This is a genomic window from Bradyrhizobium sp. Leaf396, from assembly GCF_001424605.1.
GTDB lineage: Bacteria > Pseudomonadota > Alphaproteobacteria > Rhizobiales > Xanthobacteraceae > Bradyrhizobium > Bradyrhizobium japonicum_C.
Genome location: NZ_LMQJ01000056.1, coordinates 82,415 through 99,302, shown reverse-complemented (window position 1 = coordinate 99,302; position 16,888 = coordinate 82,415). Strand labels below are relative to the sequence as shown.

Genomic DNA, 16,888 nt, shown 5'->3' with positions numbered 1-16,888 from the left:
GCATCGAGGAGATGATCGTTGATCCGGGCAGCCTGCTCGCGCTGCATGCATTTCCCCAGCCCTGGAGCTTTTGCCCCTACTTCTTCGCGTAAATGTCCTTGTACGTCTCGCGCAGAATGTTCTTCTGCACCTTGCCCATGGTGTTGCGCGGCAGCTCGTCCACGACGAAGACCCGCTTGGGCATCTTGAATTTCGCGAGGCGCCCGTCCAGTCCCTTCAGGACAGTCGCTTCATCGATGCTCGCGCCGGGCTGGCGCACCAGCACCGCGGTGACGCCCTCGCCGAAATCGGCATGGGGCACGCCGATCACCGCGGATTCGACAACGCCGGGCATGGCGTCGATCTCGCTCTCGATCTCCTTGGGGTAGACATTGAAGCCGCCGGAAATGACGAGATCCTTGCCGCGGCCGAGGATGTGGACGTAGCCCTTTGCATCGATCTTGCCGAGGTCGCCGGTGATGAAGAAGCCGTCGGGCCGGAATTCGGCCTTGGTCTTCTCCGGCATGCGCCAATAGCCCTTGAAGACGTTCGGGCCCTTCACCTCGATCATGCCGATCTCGTCGCGCGGCAGCTCTTTCCCCGTTTCGGGATCGGTCACGCGCACGGAGACGCCCGGCAGCGGGAAGCCGACTGCGCCCGGCACGCGCTCGCCGTCGTAGGGGTTTGACGTGTTCATGTTCGTTTCGGTCATACCGTAGCGCTCGAGCACGGCATGTCCCGTGCGCGCCGACCATTCGCGATGGGTATCTGCGAGCAGCGGCGCCGAGCCCGAGATGAACAGGCGCATGTGCTTGGTCGTCTCGTGCGACAGGGCCGGGTTCTGCAGAAGACGCGTGTAGAAGGTCGGTACGCCCATCAGCACCGTCGCGCGTGCCATCAGCTTGATGATCAGGTCCGGATCGAGCTTCGGCAGGAAGATCATCGAGGCCCGCGCGAACAGCGTCACATTCGTCGCCACGAACAATCCGTGCGTGTGATAAATCGGCAGCGCGTGGATCAGCACGTCCTTGTCGGTGAAGCGCCAGTAATCGACCAGCGAGAGCGAGTTCGAGGCGAGATTGTCGTGGCTGAGCATCGCGCCTTTGGAGCGGCCGGTGGTGCCGGAGGTGTAGAGAATGGCAGCGAGGTCGTCGCTCGCGCGCGGCACGGTCGTGAACTCGCTGCCCGCCTTGTCTGCGGCCTCCGTCAGCGAACCCTTGCCGTCAGCCCCGAGCGTCTCGACCTTGGCCTTCACCTTGCCTGCGATCGGCGCGAGCCCTTCCGCCTTCGATGGATCGCAGACCACGAGCGACGGCTCGGCATCGCCGATGAAATAGTCGAGTTCGTTGAGCGTATAGGCCGTGTTCAGCGGTAGATAGACCGCGCCGGCGCGCACTGTGCCGAGATACAGCACGATGTTGGCGACGGACTTCTCCACCTGCACCGCAACGCGGTCCCCGGGTTTCACGCCGCGGGCGGCCAGCACGTTCGCCATCTGCCCGGCGCGTGCGATCAGATCGCCATAGCTGATATGGGCGCCGTCATACGTCTCGATCGCGAGCCGTTTCGGATCGTCCAGGCCGTCGAACAGGCGGGAAAACAGGTTGGCGTTGGCAGCTTGGTTCATGCAACATTCCTCGCCGGCAGAAGCCGGTCAAAACCGAGGGCTGGATTAGCAAAAACCGCCCCGTAGAAGCAACGGAGACAGTTTGCATGTCAAAAAGCGGGAAACGCGTGGCCTGGGTCACGGGTGGCGGCAGCGGGATCGGGGAGGCGGGCGCAGAGGCGCTCGCCGCCGATGGCTGGACGGTGGTGGTGTCCGGCCGTCGCAAGGATGCGCTGGATGCAGTGGTTGCGAAGATCACGAAAGCGGGCGGCGCGGCCGAGGCGATCGCGCTGGACGTGTCCAACGCCGCCGAGGCGCAGAAGGCGGCGGATCAGATCGTCGCCCGACACGGCCGGATCGATCTGCTGGTGAACAACGCCGGCATCAACATCCCCAAGCGCAGCTGGAGGGACATGGAACTGGAAGGCTGGGACAAGCTCGTCCAGGTCAATCTCAACGGCGTGCTCTACTGCATGCGCGCGGTGCTGCCGACGATGCGCAAGCAGCAGGACGGCTCGATCATCAACGTCTCGTCCTGGGCGGGCCGTCATGTCTCGAAGATGCCGGGCCCGGCCTACACCACGACCAAGCATGCGGTGCTGGCTTTGACCCATTCCTTCAACATGGACGAATGCGTCAACGGCCTGCGCGCCTGCTGCCTGATGCCGGGCGAGGTGGCGACGCCGATCCTGAAGCTGCGGCCGGTGGTGCCGAGCGAGGAGGAGCAGGCGAAGATGCTGCAACCCGAGGACTTGGGACGCACCATCGCTTTCATCGCGAGCATGCCGGCGCGCGTCTGCATCAACGAGCTGCTGATCAGCCCGACACACAATCGCGGCTTCATCCAGACGCCGAACAGCAGGGATTGAGACGCAAAGACCGCGCGGCAAAATCTCCTCGTCGTCCCGGGGCGCGACGCAGTCGCGAACCCGGGACCCATAACCACAGGGAGTAGTTTGGCGAAGACTCGGAGTGACCATCTCGTGTCACGACATCTGCCTGGGGCTATGGGTCCCGGATCTGCACTTCGCTTGTCCGGGACGACAGCGGAGCGCGAGAGGTTCGCCAACACGAACATCGCCCCCGATAGTTTCAAGCATCACAAAGAATTTTTCCCCGAAACCGCAACGCAAAGCCTCCCGTAGTTCGGTCCAACGACGGCACTGCTTCATCACCTCAACTGTCGCAGGTGCCGTTGTTGCCAACTCAACGCCGGCCGTCGCCGGCTACGGTTCAATCGGGAGATTCTCCATGTCCAAGCGCATTGCCTATCTTGCTGCCGCCGCCTTCAGCGCCCTCGCCATCACCGCGACCGTCGTCGCGCCTGTTAGCGCCGAGGAAAAGACCGTCATGGTCGGCGGCGCCGCGATGTACCCGTCCAAGAACATCGTCCAGAACGCGGTCAACTCGAAGGATCACACCACGCTGGTGGCGGCGGTGAAGGCGGCCGGCCTGGTGCCGACGCTGGAAGGCAAGGGCCCGTTCACGGTGTTCGCGCCCACCAACGCGGCTTTCGGCAAGCTGCCGGCCGGCACCGTCGACAACCTCGTCAAGCCCGAGAACAAGGCGACGCTGACCAAGATCCTCACCTATCACGTCGTGCCCGGCAAGCTCGCGGCCGCCGACCTCTCCGACGGCAAGAAGCTGAAGACCGCCGAGGGCGAGGAGCTGACGGTCAAGAAGCAGGACGGCAAGGTCTGGATCGTCGACGCCAAAGGCGGCACCTCGATGGTGACGATCTCCAACGTCAACCAGTCGAACGGCGTGATCCATGTGGTCGACACTGTGCTGATGCCGGCGACGTAACACCACGCGATCCTGTTTCTTCCCCGAGCAGGATGCTTCCAGACCGCGAGCCGGGGATACCCGGCTCGCTTTTTTGTGACCACAATAGCCTCGCGGTATCGATTCCATGGCGGACAGGGCGTAACGAAAACCGAAATACAGGCGTATAATTGCCATCGCACGGACCTTCAGGACGGAACCATCATGGCGAGCCTCACAGTCACCGACGAGCAGGTCGGAGCCACCCCGGCCAAAGTCATCCAGCCGGCCTGGGTCCGGATCATGCACTGGATCAACGCGCTTGCCATGATCCTGATGATCCTGTCGGGCTGGCAGATCTACAACGCCTCGCCGCTGTTCGACTTCCGCTTCCCGCGCGAATACACGCTCGGCGGCTGGCTCGGCGGCGGCCTGCTCTGGCATTTTGCCGCGATGTGGCTGCTGATGATCAACGGACTCGCCTATCTCATCACCGGTCTCGCCACCGGACGCTTCCGAAAAAAGCTGCTGCCGATCACGGCGTCCGGCGTGCTTCACGACGTCAGGGCCGCGCTGACCTTCAAGCTCGGCCATGACGATCTCACCGTCTACAATTACGTGCAGCGCCTGCTCTATGCCGGCATCATCGTGGTTGGTGTGCTGATCGTGCTCTCCGGCCTTGGAATGTGGAAGCCGGTGCAGCTCTATTATCTCGTGATGCTGTTCGGCGATTATCCGACCGCCCGCTATGTGCACTTCTTCTGCATGGCCGCGATCTGTGTGTTCCTTGTCATCCACGTTCTGCTTGCGCTGCTGGTGCCGAAGAGCCTGCGCGCCATGATCATCGGCCGCTGAGGAGGAGACTATGGCGAAGCGTCCGTTCCTGATTCCCGGCGTCGACAGGCGGCTCCTGATCAAGGATTCCCTCAAGACGATGCCAGATGTCACCCGCCGCCGCTTCATTGCGGGCGGCGCCAGCCTGGGCGCGCTGACGCTGCTCACCGGCTGCGACGTCATCGACTCCTCCTCGGCCGAAACCATGCTCGCCAAGGTCTCGAAGTTCAACGACGCCGTGCAGGCGTGGATGTTCAATCCCGACGCGCTGGCGCCGACCTTCCCGGAGAGCGCGATCACGAAGCCGTTCCCGTTCAACGCCTACTACGATCTCGACGACGCGCCGGACATCGACGGCAAAGACTGGAAGCTCGAAGTGCGCGGCCTCGTCGACAACAAGAAGTCCTGGACGCTGGATGAACTCTATCAATTGCCGCAGGTCACGCAGATCACCCGCCACATCTGCGTGGAGGGCTGGAGCGCGATCGGCAGCTGGACCGGCACGCCCTTGCGCGATTTCCTGAAACTGATCGGCGCAGACACGCGCGCTCAATATGTCTGGTTCCAGTGCGCCGACAAGGATGGCTACAACTCGCCGCTCGACATGCGCAGCGCGCTGCATCCGCAGACCCAGATGACGTTCAAATATGCGAACGATATCTTGCCGCGCGCCTACGGTTTCCCGATGAAGATCCGCGTGCCCACCAAGCTCGGCTTCAAGAATCCGAAATACGTGGTCTCGATGGAAGTCACCAACGACTACAAGGGCGGTTATTGGGAAGACCAGGGCTACAATTCGTTCAGCGGGAGCTGAGAGGGCGAATAGCGAATAGGGGCGAGGCCGATTCTATCGCTACTCGCTACTCACTGTTCGCCTTCGGCCCCACCTTCCTCTGGCACAGCGCCGCCACGGCACCCAGCGCCAGCAGCGCCGCCGACACGTTCAGCGCGTAGCTCAGGCTGCCCAGCGCATCCGTGATCGCGCCGACTGCGATCGGACCGAGCGTCTGGCCGACGCCGAACGAGATCGTCATCGCCGCGATCGCGGTCGGCCACACCTCTGGCGGATAGTTGAAGCGCACGAAGGCCGTGGTTGAGCCGACCACGGCGAAGAAAGCGACACCGAACACGACCGCCGACACCGCAAGCCATGCCGGCGAATGCCCGAGCATCGGCAGCGCTGCTCCCAGCGCGTTGGTGCCGAGGATGATGGCGGTGGCGAGTCCACCCCGATCGAGCGCCAGCACACCGCGCCAGGCCCAGGGGGTCACGAACGCGCTCAGACCGATCAGGCCCCAGAACGCGGCCTGCGCCGCGGCCCCGCCGCCGCCGTCCCGCACATAGGCGATCATGAAGGTCATGTAGGCGATGTAGCCGGCGCCGAACAGGAAGTAGCCGGCGAGGTAGATCAGCACGGGTCGGATCGCGAAGGAGGCGTGGCCGCCTTCCGAGAAACGCACGCCGCTCTCGATGCGGATCAGAAAAAGGGGAATCGTCATCGCGATGGACAGCAGCGTCAGCGCCCACCACACGATCCACCACGAGCCGGAGCCGAAATATTGCAGCGTGAACGGGGAGATCAGCCCCGAGGCCAGAATGCCGATGCCGGGTCCGGCATAGAACAGGCTCAGCAGGAAATTGGCCCGCTCGGGGCGCGACTGCGCGATGGTCGCAGCCAGCGCGCCGCCGGCGACGAAGCCGGCCGCGGCGCCGAGGCCCAGCACGAGGCGCGCGAGGCTCAGCGCGACGAAATTTCCCGTCAGGGCGCACGTGGCGAGCGCGGCGACGCAGGCCAAAGTTCCGCCGCGGATCGCCGCCGACCAGCCGACGCGCTGGATCAGCCGGGACGCCATCAGCGCGCCCGCGAGATAGCCGACCGCGTTGATGGTGTTCATGAAACCGGCAGCCGAGTAGGACCAGCCGAGGTTCTCCCGCATGTCGGGCAGCACCAAAGCATAGGCGAAGCGGCCGATGCCGAGCCCGACCGTCGCCGCCAGCGACAGTGTCAGGATCAGCCGCGCGGGATGCGCGTAGGGCGGGCGGTCAGGGGCGTGCAAGGGGTGCTCCGGCCGGCGCAGTGTGGCAGGCCCTGCTCGTCTTGCACAGCGGCGCGGCGGCAATGGTGTCTTGCCAAGCGCGCAACGCCGCTCTAGCACTCCGGCCATCCGTCATTCCGGGGCGCGCGAGCTATGGTGCGCAATTGCGCACCTGAGAATCCATTTCCCCGCCTGCGCTGTGGCCTGATGGATTCCGGGCTCGCTCGCTTTGCGCGCGCCCCGGAATGACGAGAGAGGATCGAAGAGGACACGACCATGGCGACCCACAAACTGCTGCTGCTCCCCGGCGACGGTATCGGCCCCGAAGTGATGGGCGAGGTGAAGCGGCTGATCGACTGGCTCAATTCGGCCGGGATCGCCAGGTTCGAGACCGACACCGGCCTCGTCGGCGGCTCCGCCTATGACGCGCACAAGGTCTCGATCTCCGAGGGCGACATGGCCAAGGCCAAGGAGGCCGACGCCGTGATCTTCGGCGCGGTCGGCGGTCCGAAATGGGATGCCGTTCCTTACGAGGTGCGCCCCGAAGCCGGCCTGCTGCGCCTGCGCAAGGACCTCGCGCTGTTCGCCAACCTCCGCCCCGCCGTGTGCTACCCGGCGCTGGCGGACGCTTCGAGCCTGAAGCGTGAGGCGGTCGAGGGGCTCGACATCATGATCGTGCGCGAGCTCACCGGCGGCGTCTATTTCGGCGAGCCCAAGACCATCACCGATCTCGGCAACGGCCAGAAGCGCGCGATCGACACCCAGGTTTACGACACCTATGAGATCGAGCGCATCGGCCGCGTCGCCTTCGAGCTTGCCAGGAAGCGCAAGAACAAGGTGACCTCGATGGAGAAGCGCAACGTCATGAAGTCGGGCGTGCTCTGGAACGAGGTCATGACCCAGGTCCACAAGCGCGAATATCCTGATGTCACGCTCGAGCATCAGCTGGCCGATTCCGGCGGCATGATGCTGGTGAAGTGGCCGAAGCAGTTCGACGTCATCGTCACCGACAACCTGTTCGGCGACATGCTGTCCGACATCGCGGCGATGCTGACGGGCTCGCTCGGCATGCTGCCGTCGGCCTCGCTCGGCGAGGTCGACGTCAAGAGCAAGAAGCGCAAGGCGCTGTACGAGCCGGTGCACGGCTCGGCGCCCGACATCGCAGGCAAGGGACTCGCCAATCCGATCGCGATGATCTCGTCCTTCGGCATGGCGCTGCGCTATTCCTTCGACATGGGCGATCTCGCCGACAAGGTCGATGCTGCGATCGCCGCGGTGCTCGCCAGTGGTCTGCGCACCGCCGACATCAAGTCGGAAGGCACCACGTCCGCTTCCACCACGCAGATGGGCGAAGCGATCCTGAAGGAATTGCAGAAGCTGCACGCGTAAGCGGCGGCGTCATTCCGGGGCGATGCGCAGCATCGAACCCGGAGCGACGTGTCCCAAACAAAAAGGCCGGGCGAGAGCCCGGCCATTTGATTCGCGACGTCCGTTCAGTACAGCGGGAAGGTCTGCGGGTAGCCGCCGACATCCTGCGGCGGCGAGAGCGGCTGGCGATCGATCGGACGGTTCAGGTTCTCGCGGGCGAAGGACGGATAGCCCACCGCCGGCGGGAAGGCGTAGTCGGTGAACTTGCGGTCGCCCGGATTAACCTCGGTGCCGCCGTCGAGCCAGGAGCGCTTGCTCACGTAGATGCGGGTGCGGCCCTGCTGATAGACGGCATTGGGACCGCTCGGGCCGTAATAGGGGCGGCCCCGCTCGTCATAATAGCGCTTGGTCTTGGTGTCGGCCGAGGCCGGAGTCGCGAACGCGATGGCAATTGCGGCGCCCGCCGCAAGCAATGTCGCCAGTTTGTTCGCGGCAGAAAATTTCGAGCTCATCACGTCCCCTTCAGGCGGCACGCCGCCAGTCGATTTCACCCCATACTAGCCCGGCGGGGGTGACCGCAACTAGGTCAATTGGGTCACACCGGCCCGGAATAATCGGGCGCGCCGTCAAAAGTTGCATCAATACCAGCCACTTGAGCTTGATGCGGCTCAAAGCGTCCCGCGCAATTGCGCGTTCGCATGACCGAGCAGCCAGTCCGCCGCAGCCGCGGGGTCACAGCCGCGGCGCTTGAGCTCGGCACGGGCGAACAATTCCGCCAGCTTCGGCTCATTGCCGGACGTGAGCAGCGTCAGCCGGTTCAGCGTGCAGGCGATGGCCGCGCGCCGGGCGGGCAGGGTGTCGCCCCGGCAGGAGAAGCCGGAGATCTGCAGGGCAGGTTCTTCGCTGCGCTTGAGGTAGCCGAGGCACGCCCGCTCACCCTCCATCGTTCCGGTTGGCCGGAACAGGGCGACCGGGCCGAACTTGGTGTCGATCAAGCCGGCCAGCTCGAACGGAGTGGACGCCTCCGCGCCCATCTGGACGGCCAGATCCGCCGTTGCCGGACGCGCCACGTCGAATTCGGCGCCTTCCCGGTAAACCTCGAGCTCGGCCACGGGCTTGCCCGCCGCGTCGGCCCAGCGCAGCACATCCTTGCGGCCGCCTTCGGGGTGCCGCAGGATGGTATAAGACATTGTTTTGTCAGCCGAATCGAATCGGCTGAGGGTGAAGGCCGGATGCGAGCGGCCGGCGACGCCCCAGCCCGGCCTCGGAGCCGGCTGATCGCCCCGAAGCTCGGGCAGATGGCCGAGTGCGGCAACGCCCAGGATGGCAAACAGGGCGAGCGCCCCCACATAGGCAATCAGGTGCGCCAGCGTGCCGACGACCTCGTCGGCGAAAGCTAGAAGCGTCAGATGGATCTGAGTGGGGCTTACGGCCGTGCTGGCCTCAGGCGACTGCATCCACGGCCTTCAGGCATGGTCCAACGTTGTCTTGAGGCCGGTTCTCGCATAGAAGCGCTGCTCTTCCTGTTTAAGCGTCAGCTGCAGGAACGGGCTTTTTCGTCGGAGAGTGAACGATGGGTTACAAAGTCGCAGTCGTCGGCGCGACCGGCAATGTCGGTCGGGAAATGCTCAACATCCTGGACGAGCGCAAATTCCCCGCGGACGAGGTCGTGGCCCTGGCGTCGCGCCGCAGCGTCGGCGTCGAGGTGTCCTATGGCGACCGCACCCTGAAGGTCAAAGCGCTCGAGCATTACGACTTCTCCGACGTCGACATCTGCCTGATGTCGGCCGGCGGCGCGGTGTCGAAGGAATGGTCGCCGAAGATCGGCGCCGCCGGCGCCGTCGTGATCGACAATTCCTCCGCCTGGCGCATGGATCCGGATGTGCCGCTGATCGTGCCGGAGGTGAACGCAGGCGCGACCGAGGGCTTCAAGAAGAAGAACATCATCGCCAACCCGAACTGCTCGACCGCCCAGCTCGTGGTCGCGCTCAAGCCGCTGCACGACAAGGCGACGATCAAGCGCGTCGTGGTCTCGACCTATCAGTCGGTGTCGGGCGCCGGCAAGGACGCCATGGACGAATTGTTCTCGCAGACCAAGGCCGTCTACACCAATGACGAGCTGGTCGCGAAGAAGTTTCCCAAGCGCATCGCCTTCAACGTCATCCCCCACATCGACGTCTTCATGGAGGACGGCTACACCAAGGAAGAGTGGAAGATGATGGCGGAGACCAAGAAGATCCTTGATCCCAAGATCAAGCTCTCCGCGACCTGCGTGCGCGTGCCCGTGTTCGTCGGCCACTCCGAGGCCGTCAACATCGAGTTCGAGAATCCGATCAGCGCGGACGAAGCCCGCGAGATCCTGCGCAAGGCGCCCGGCTGCCTCGTCATCGACAAGCAGGAGCCCGGCGGCTACGCGACGCCGTACGAGGCGGCCGGCGAGGACGCCACCTATATCAGCCGCATCCGCGAGGACGCGACGGTGGAGAATGGCCTCGTGCTCTGGTGCGTGTCCGACAATCTGCGCAAAGGCGCCGCGCTCAACGCGATCCAGATCGCGGAAGTGCTGATCAACCGCAAGCTGATCAGCGCGAAGCAGAAGGCGGCGTGAGAGGTGGCGAGTAGGGAGTAGCGAATGGCGAATGGAGTTCCCCATTCGCTACTCGCCATTCCCTATTCGCCGTTTGCCTTCTTGAATTCCTTCGACGCCTTGTCCAGCACGAACAGCGACCCCTCCGCGACGCCGAAATAGGCGCCGTGGGTCTGCATATGGCCGCTCTCCACGGCCTTGCGCACGAACGGAAAGGTCATCAGGTTTTCCAGGCTGCGGAACACCGCGGCCTTCTCGATGCGCTCGACGAACTGCGCCATGGTCTCGTGATCGCGCTGCTCGACCACTTCGCCCGGCTTGATGAACATCTGCATCCAGCGGCCGATGAAGTCGCCGGGCGTCAGCGGCTCGATCTTGTCGACGAAGGCGCGGATGCCGCCGCATTGCGCGTGGCCGAGGATGACGATGTGCTTCACCTTCAGCACCGTCACCGCATATTCCAGCGCAGCCGAGACACCATGGGCGTTGCCGTCGGGCTGATACACCGGCACCAGATTGGCGATGTTGCGCACGACGAACAATTCGCCCGGGCCGACGTCGAAGATCACCTCGGGCGAGACGCGGCTGTCGCAGCAGCCGATCACCATCACTTCCGGGGCCTGTCCCTTCACCGACAGTTCGCGATAGCGGGTCTGCTCGGTCGGCAGCCGCTGGGTGGCGAAGGCCTTGTAGCCTTCCAGCAAATGCTTCGGGAATGTCATCATACCTATGCCTAATCATAGACCGCAGGGGCGAACAAGCCTTTCGAACGGGCAGGCCAAGTGCTATCCGCTCAGCCGGAAGAGAGACGAGGAAGGAACGCTCGCATGACCCGCCCGCGCCGCAGCCATCTGTTCATGCCCGGCTCCAACCCCCGGGCGCTGGAAAAGGCGCGCAATCTCGCCGCCGACGGCTTGATCCTCGATCTGGAAGACTCGGTCGCCCCCGAGGCCAAGGCAGCGGCCCGCGACGGCATCGCCGCTGCGATCGCGGCCAAGGGCTTTGGCAAGCGCGAGATTTTGATCCGGACCAACGCACTCGACACGCCCTGGTGGGTCGATGACGTCGCGATGGCCGCCAAGGCTTCGCCCGACGGAATCCTGGTTCCAAAAGTTTCAAGCATTGAAGATCTCGGGACGATCGGCCGCAAGCTGGCCGAGCTGGGCGCCGCGCCGACCGTGAAGGTCTGGGCCATGATCGAGACCGCGCGCGCCGTGCTGCATGCCGAGGAGCTGGCTGCCGCTGGGCGCGATCCATCGTGCCGCCTCTCCGGCTTCGTGTTCGGCCCGAACGACATCTCGCGCGAGACGCGGATCAAGATGCTGCCGGGCCGCGCCGCGATGATCCCGATGATCACCCACTGCATCCTGGCGACGCGCGCCCACGGCCTCGAGATCCTCGATGGCCCCTACAGCGACATCGCCAATCCCGACGGCTTCGCTACCGAATGCGCGCAAGGCCGCGATCTCGGCTTCGACGGCAAGACCCTGATCCACCCTTCGCAGATTGATGCCTGCAACGCGATCTTCACGCCACCCGAAGAAGAGATCGCGCGCGCCCGAAAGATCATCGCCGCGTTCGAGCTGCCCGAGAACGCATCGCGCGGCGCGATCCGTCTTGACGGCGCGATGGTCGAGCGCCTGCACGCCGACATGGCCCGGCGCACGATCGATATCGCGGACGCGATCGCGGCGATGGGGAAGGGCTGAAAAAGGAACGTCTCGCTCCTCGCGGGCTGCGCAGCGGCATTGCTGCCGTCTATGGGCTGCGACTACTTTCGCCTCGCGTTCTTCAGAGTCTCCGACGGCAGCTCGCCGATCGCCCGCCGATACTCGGATGCGAAGCGGCCGAGATTTCGGAAGCCGCATTTGAAGGCCACGGCGAGCACGCTGGTCTGCTCGTCGGGCCGGCGCAGCAGCTCTGCCGCGTGCTGAAGCCGGACGCGCCGCGCGAACTGGCCGGGCGATCCTCGCCCGGTATCTGAGAACTCCCGGAAGACAGTCCGCACGCTCACGTTGGCGATCTCCGCGATCCTTTCCAGATCGAGGGGTTCGTTCCAATGCGCCTCGATGTAGGACTCGACGAGGTCGATCACGGTCCGGTTGGCGCTCGGGGCGGAGCGCTGAAGCCGATCGGAAAAATTGTGCCGGTGCGCCAGGAGAATTCGGACCATCAGCGCCCGCTCGAGCTCGGCGATAGCGATGGGTGAGTAGTCCTGTCCGAATCTTTCCAGCTCCTCCGCCAACCTGAAGACTTCCTGCCGCACATGCGTCATGACCGCAGGATCGCCTTCGTCCCCGACGAAGCGCAGCTTCATGTCGCTGCCGTCGCCGATCATGATCTTCAGCAAGCGCTCCAGCGCGGCGGCATCTATCCTCACCACCAGCTGCCGGTAGCCCGGCGCGAAGTCGAGATCGAGCCTGGCGTCTCCGGAGATGATTGGGCTCCAGGCTTCGATCGGCTGGCTATTTCCATTGGTGCTGAACCGCGCTCCTCCCTGGATGGAGAAGAACTGGCGGAGGATCTGCGATTCAGGAAAGGAAAGCGATGCCGCTCCGTCGTAGGCGCAGAAGGCGAGGCCCATCGAATTCAAGCGGGCAAGATTGGCCTGGATGCCGAACGCGTTGTCATGCGTGTCGAAGCGGTCGGCGCCATACACCGCGAACAGGCGGTCGCGCGCGAACTCGCTGTCGCGCGAACGAAGTAAAGGATAGCGGTCAAGATAAGAGACGGCGCCCAAATCAGATTCCTAAAACGTTCAAACTACTGAATCCGAATCGCAGCGCTACCAATTTCAGATTGCATGTAACGTCGTGCAGGCGCGGCTGGATTTTTGCGCGAAGCATGTCCGTTGAATTACTGCTGCGGCGAAATGTCCACGCGCTGGGCGTAGGTGCGGTCGCCGGCCTTTCGCCGGCCGGTCCGTCGCACCAGCGGTACATCGATGCTGCCACCGCGGCCGCTTTGCCGAATTGCGATAGTGGTCTTAGGGCCACCTTCGCGGATTCTTGGCCGCTGCCATCCGCGACAGGCTCGCGCGTCGCTGTCAGGTTAATCGTCCTGGCAAAATCCGGCCATTGTGTCTTCGATCGGACAAACACTCTGATAATTCGATTCAGATACCTCCTTGGTGCACGAGGATGGCGTGTCGGACGAGAACTCGGCCCTCACCAAATCCTGGCAACAGACATGAATGCTGAAGCCGCCTCGCGCGAACGCGCTGCGAGCGGGAGCATCACTTTCGGAGCAGGTATAATGTTCGGTCGCAGATCCCACGGCGATGCGCAGGCGCAGATTGATGCGATCGGCCGTTCGCAGGCCATGATCACGTTCAACACGGACGGTACGATCGTCACAGCCAACAAGCATTTCCTGGACTTGCTCGGATACGGCCTCGACCAGATCCAGGGCAAGCATCACTCCATGTTCGTGCCGGCCGATCAGCGCGACGGCGCAGATTACCAGGCCTTCTGGGCGGCACTGCGCCGCGGTGAATGCAGGGCCGGCGAATTCAAGCGCATCGCCAATGGCGGCCGAGAGATCTGGATCGAGGCGTCGTACAACCCGGTGCTCGACGATGCCGGCAAGCCCGTCAAGATCGTCAAGATCGCCACCGACATCACCGCCAAGAAGATTCGCGGTTTGACCGAGGCCTCCAAGATCGCCGCTATCAGCCGCGCTCAGGCCGTCATCGAGTTCAAGCTCGACGGCACCATCGTCACCGCCAACGAGAATTTCTGCAAGGCGCTCGGCTTTTCGCTGGCGGAGATCGAGGGCAAGCATCACAGCCTGTTCATGCCGCCGCAAGCCCGCGACAGCGCGGCCTACCGCGAGTTCTGGGAGAAGCTCAACCGCGGTGAATACCAGGCCGGCGAGTACAAGCGCATCGGCAAGGGCGGCCGCGAGGTGTGGATTCTCGCTTCCTACAATCCGCTGCTCGACGAGACCGGCAAGCCGTTCGGCGTCGTCAAGTTCGCAACCGACGTCACTGCGGAGAAGCTGAAGAACGCCGATCTCGCCGGTCAACTCGCGGCCATCGACAAGGCCCAGGCCGTCATCGAGTTCAACATGGACGGCACGATCATCGCCGCCAACGCCAACTTTCTTGCCACGCTCGGCTATTCGCTGGCCGAGATCAAGGGCAAGCATCACAGCATGTTCGTCGAGCCCAGCGAGCGCGACAGCGTCGCCTATCGGGAGTTCTGGGCCGCCCTCAATCGCGGCGAGTACCAGTCGGCCGAGTACAAGCGCATCGGCAAGGGCGGCAAGGAGGTCTACATCCAGGCCTCCTACAATCCGATCCTCGATCTCAATGGCAAGCCGTTCAAGGTCGTGAAGTACGCCACCGACACCACAAAACAGGTTCTGGTCCGCATGGGCAACGAGCGCGTCCGCGCCATGATGGAATCGGTTGCCGCCGGCTCCGAGGAGCTCAACGCGTCGGTGCGGGAGATTTCCGAGGCCATGACCAAGTCGCGCGAGACCGCGATGGGCGCAGTGGAGCAGGTCTCCTCTGCCGACGCGCAGGCAGGCGATGAGCGGCATCGTCGAGATGATCAACAACATCACGGGGCAGATCAACCTGCTCGCGCTCAACGCCACGATCGAGTCCGCGCGCGCCGGCGAGGCAGGCCGGGGCTTTGCGGTGGTCGCATCCGAGGTGAAGGGCCTTGCCAACCAGGCCAAGCAGGCCACCGACAAGATCGCTCAGGAGATCGGCAGCCTGAACCAGATCTCGGGGGATGTTGTCGGCTCCCTGAATGCGATCAAGCAGGCGATCAACAATGTCAGCGAGTACGTGACGTCGACCGCCGCTGCGATCGAGGAACAGAGCACGGTGACGAACGAGATGTCGACCAGCATGCAGCGTGCTGCGGCAGAGGCCGCTGCCATGGCGAACCGGGCCTGATCAGTCCGGCTGCGTCCTCGGAGCATCCTGCCATCTGAGCGGCGGGGTGACCGGGGACGATATGAGAAGCACGCCGTGTTGCGTTGCGGTAGAGCAGCCGTTCGCGGCTCGACCGACCGACGCTGACGATCTCGTCCCGGGTCTCCCCCGGACCGGATCTGCCGGTTGCTGCGCACTGCAGCTGCCGCTGGCTCGTTATGCGGACATTGCTGTGATCCAGGTCACACATTCCGCAGAGTTGCTCCGATAAATTTGCGTCGCTTAAATGCTGCTTTCAGTCCCCCGGTCATAACGAGTGGGAATTCGCATGCTTCGCAAATTCATCTATTGCCTTGCACTCCTTGTTCTCGCTGGTCCCGCTGCCGCTATTGACCGCGTCAGAGGCGACGCGAACCCGGCGATTGCTGCTGCGTCGGATGCCATACGGCGAGATCCCAGGGACGCGAACGCCTATTACAATCGCGGGAATGCCTATGCCGCGAGCGGCGATAACGAGCGCGCCATAGCCGATTACACCGCGGCGATCCGACTCGATCCGGCGCACGCGAACGCCTACTACAACCGAGGCAACGGCTACAGCAACAAGGGCGACAACGATCGCGCCATCGCCGACTACACGGCCACGATCCGGCTCGATCCGGCCTATGCGAATGCCTACTACAACCGAGGCAACGCCTTCAGCAACAAGGGCGACAGGGATCGCGCCATTGCCGATTATGCCGAAGTGATCCGCCTGCAGCCCGCGAATGCGAACGCGTATTTCAACCGAGGGAACGCCTACGCCAGCAAGGGCGATACGGACCGAGCCATTGCCGACTACACGGACGTGATACGCGTCGATCCCGCTTATGCCAACGCCTACGTCAATCGCGGGCTGGCTTATGAGAAGCGCGGCGATTTCGCCAAAGCCAGGGCTGACTTCAATGCCACGCTGGGATTGCGGCATGGTGTCACCAAATGGGCCCAGGACAAGGCGCGCGAGCGGCTTGCCGTCCTGCCTTCACCGCGGCCGTCGACAATACTGGTCGAGAAACCCAGCGCCGCCCCGGCCGTCGTAACGTCCGACGCGTCGACGGGAGACCGTCGCATCGCTCTCGTCATCGGCAATTCGGCTTACGAGAACGTCGCCGCGCTTCCGAACCCCGTCCGCGACGCAAGCCTCGTCGCCGATGTCTTGAAGCTCACCGGGTTCGAATCTGTGACGCTCGTGACCAATCTCCGCAAGGATGCCTTGGTGAGCGCCTTGCGCGAGTTCGCGGCTCGTGCGGAAACGGCGGATTGGGCCGTCGTGTATTATGCCGGACATGGCATGGAGGTCGGGGGCGTCAATTATCTCATTCCGATCGATGCCAGGATCGCGGCCGATCGCGAAATCGGATTCGAAGCCGTCCCGGTTGATCAGGTCCTCAATGCGGCAGAGCGCGCCAGGAAGCTGCGCCTCGTCATCCTCGATGCCTGCCGCGACAACCCGTTCGCGGCCCAGATGAAGCGCACGATGACGGTGGCGTCGCGTTCGGTGTCGCGAGGTCTTGCGCCGGTCGAGCCGGAGGCGGGCACGCTGGTGGTTTACGCCGCCAAGGACGGCGAGACCGCGCTCGACGGTGACGGGAGCAACAGTCCGTTCGCGGCAGCGTTCGTCAAGAATCTTCCGACGCCGGGCCTCGAAGTCCGCAGGCTGTTCGACTTCGTTCGCGACGACGTCATGGAAGCGACCGGCCGCAGGCAAAAGCCGTTCAGCTACGGCTCGATCTCCGGCCGGCAGGACTTCTATTTCGTGGCCGGCAAATGACGCCGCAGGAGCTGCG

14 protein-coding genes and 1 pseudogene are annotated in these 16,888 nt (G+C 63.9%); 9 read left to right on the top strand and 6 right to left on the bottom strand.

Annotated features, from left to right (window positions below):
- Positions 1 to 76: 76 nt before the first annotated feature.
- Positions 77 to 1,606, bottom strand: coding sequence for a malonate--CoA ligase (locus tag ASG57_RS30075; protein ID WP_024338811.1), 1,530 nt, complete (start codon positions 1,604 to 1,606; stop codon positions 77 to 79).
- Positions 1,607 to 1,692: 86 nt separating this feature from the next.
- Here ASG57_RS30075 and ASG57_RS30070 point away from each other — a divergent pair, with 86 nt between their 5' ends.
- The 4 genes from ASG57_RS30070 (at position 1,693) to ASG57_RS30055 (ending at position 4,997) form a co-directional block, all read left to right on the top strand.
- Positions 1,693 to 2,454, top strand: coding sequence for an SDR family oxidoreductase (locus tag ASG57_RS30070; RefSeq protein ID WP_057198706.1), 762 nt, complete (start codon positions 1,693 to 1,695; stop codon positions 2,452 to 2,454).
- Positions 2,455 to 2,836: 382 nt separating this feature from the next.
- On the top strand, positions 2,837 to 3,391 hold the full coding sequence (locus ASG57_RS30065; RefSeq protein WP_024338813.1) for a fasciclin domain-containing protein: 555 nt from the start codon (positions 2,837 to 2,839) through the stop codon (positions 3,389 to 3,391).
- A gap of 183 nt (positions 3,392 to 3,574) precedes the next feature.
- Positions 3,575 to 4,204, top strand: coding sequence for a cytochrome b/b6 domain-containing protein (locus ASG57_RS30060; RefSeq protein WP_024338814.1), 630 nt, complete (start codon positions 3,575 to 3,577; stop codon positions 4,202 to 4,204).
- Between the two features lie 10 nt (positions 4,205 to 4,214).
- Positions 4,215 to 4,997: a molybdopterin-binding protein gene (locus ASG57_RS30055; protein ID WP_057198704.1), complete on the top strand. Its 783-nt coding sequence runs from the start codon at positions 4,215 to 4,217 to the stop codon at positions 4,995 to 4,997.
- Positions 4,998 to 5,043: 46 nt separating this feature from the next.
- Here ASG57_RS30055 and ASG57_RS30050 read toward each other — a convergent pair whose 3' ends face one another.
- Positions 5,044 to 6,240, bottom strand: coding sequence for a YbfB/YjiJ family MFS transporter (locus tag ASG57_RS30050; RefSeq protein ID WP_057198703.1), 1,197 nt, complete (start codon positions 6,238 to 6,240; stop codon positions 5,044 to 5,046).
- Between the two features lie 255 nt (positions 6,241 to 6,495).
- On the opposite strand from ASG57_RS30050, the gene leuB reads away from it, so the two are divergent.
- Positions 6,496 to 7,608, top strand: coding sequence for a 3-isopropylmalate dehydrogenase (gene leuB, locus ASG57_RS30045; protein WP_024338817.1), 1,113 nt, complete (start codon positions 6,496 to 6,498; stop codon positions 7,606 to 7,608).
- A gap of 104 nt (positions 7,609 to 7,712) precedes the next feature.
- Here leuB and ASG57_RS30040 read toward each other — a convergent pair whose 3' ends face one another.
- The gene (locus tag ASG57_RS30040; protein WP_024338818.1) at positions 7,713 to 8,099 is read right to left on the bottom strand and encodes a hypothetical protein; all 387 of its coding nucleotides are present in this window, start codon (positions 8,097 to 8,099) and stop codon (positions 7,713 to 7,715) included.
- Between the two features lie 156 nt (positions 8,100 to 8,255).
- Positions 8,256 to 9,044 (bottom strand): hypothetical protein, encoded by a 789-nt coding sequence (locus ASG57_RS30035; protein WP_057198701.1) that lies wholly within the window; start codon positions 9,042 to 9,044, stop codon positions 8,256 to 8,258.
- Between the two features lie 116 nt (positions 9,045 to 9,160).
- On the opposite strand from ASG57_RS30035, the gene ASG57_RS30030 reads away from it, so the two are divergent.
- Positions 9,161 to 10,195: an aspartate-semialdehyde dehydrogenase gene (locus ASG57_RS30030; protein ID WP_024338820.1), complete on the top strand. Its 1,035-nt coding sequence runs from the start codon at positions 9,161 to 9,163 to the stop codon at positions 10,193 to 10,195.
- Positions 10,196 to 10,257: 62 nt separating this feature from the next.
- Here ASG57_RS30030 and ASG57_RS30025 read toward each other — a convergent pair whose 3' ends face one another.
- On the bottom strand, positions 10,258 to 10,899 hold the full coding sequence (locus tag ASG57_RS30025; RefSeq protein WP_024338821.1) for a carbonic anhydrase: 642 nt from the start codon (positions 10,897 to 10,899) through the stop codon (positions 10,258 to 10,260).
- A 102-nt stretch (positions 10,900 to 11,001) separates the two neighbouring features.
- On the opposite strand from ASG57_RS30025, the gene ASG57_RS30020 reads away from it, so the two are divergent.
- Positions 11,002 to 11,883: an HpcH/HpaI aldolase/citrate lyase family protein gene (locus ASG57_RS30020; RefSeq protein WP_024338822.1), complete on the top strand. Its 882-nt coding sequence runs from the start codon at positions 11,002 to 11,004 to the stop codon at positions 11,881 to 11,883.
- A 62-nt stretch (positions 11,884 to 11,945) separates the two neighbouring features.
- Here ASG57_RS30020 and ASG57_RS30015 read toward each other — a convergent pair whose 3' ends face one another.
- Positions 11,946 to 12,914: an AraC family transcriptional regulator gene (locus ASG57_RS30015; protein ID WP_057198699.1), complete on the bottom strand. Its 969-nt coding sequence runs from the start codon at positions 12,912 to 12,914 to the stop codon at positions 11,946 to 11,948.
- A gap of 515 nt (positions 12,915 to 13,429) precedes the next feature.
- On the opposite strand from ASG57_RS30015, the pseudogene ASG57_RS30010 reads away from it, so the two are divergent.
- Both ASG57_RS30010 and ASG57_RS30005 read left to right on the top strand, forming a co-directional pair.
- Positions 13,430 to 15,083 (top strand): annotated as a pseudogene (locus tag ASG57_RS30010) (methyl-accepting chemotaxis protein).
- 307 nt (positions 15,084 to 15,390) lie between these two features.
- Positions 15,391 to 16,872 (top strand): tetratricopeptide repeat protein, encoded by a 1,482-nt coding sequence (locus tag ASG57_RS30005; RefSeq protein WP_024338825.1) that lies wholly within the window; start codon positions 15,391 to 15,393, stop codon positions 16,870 to 16,872.
- The last annotated feature ends 16 nt before the right edge of the window (positions 16,873 to 16,888 follow it).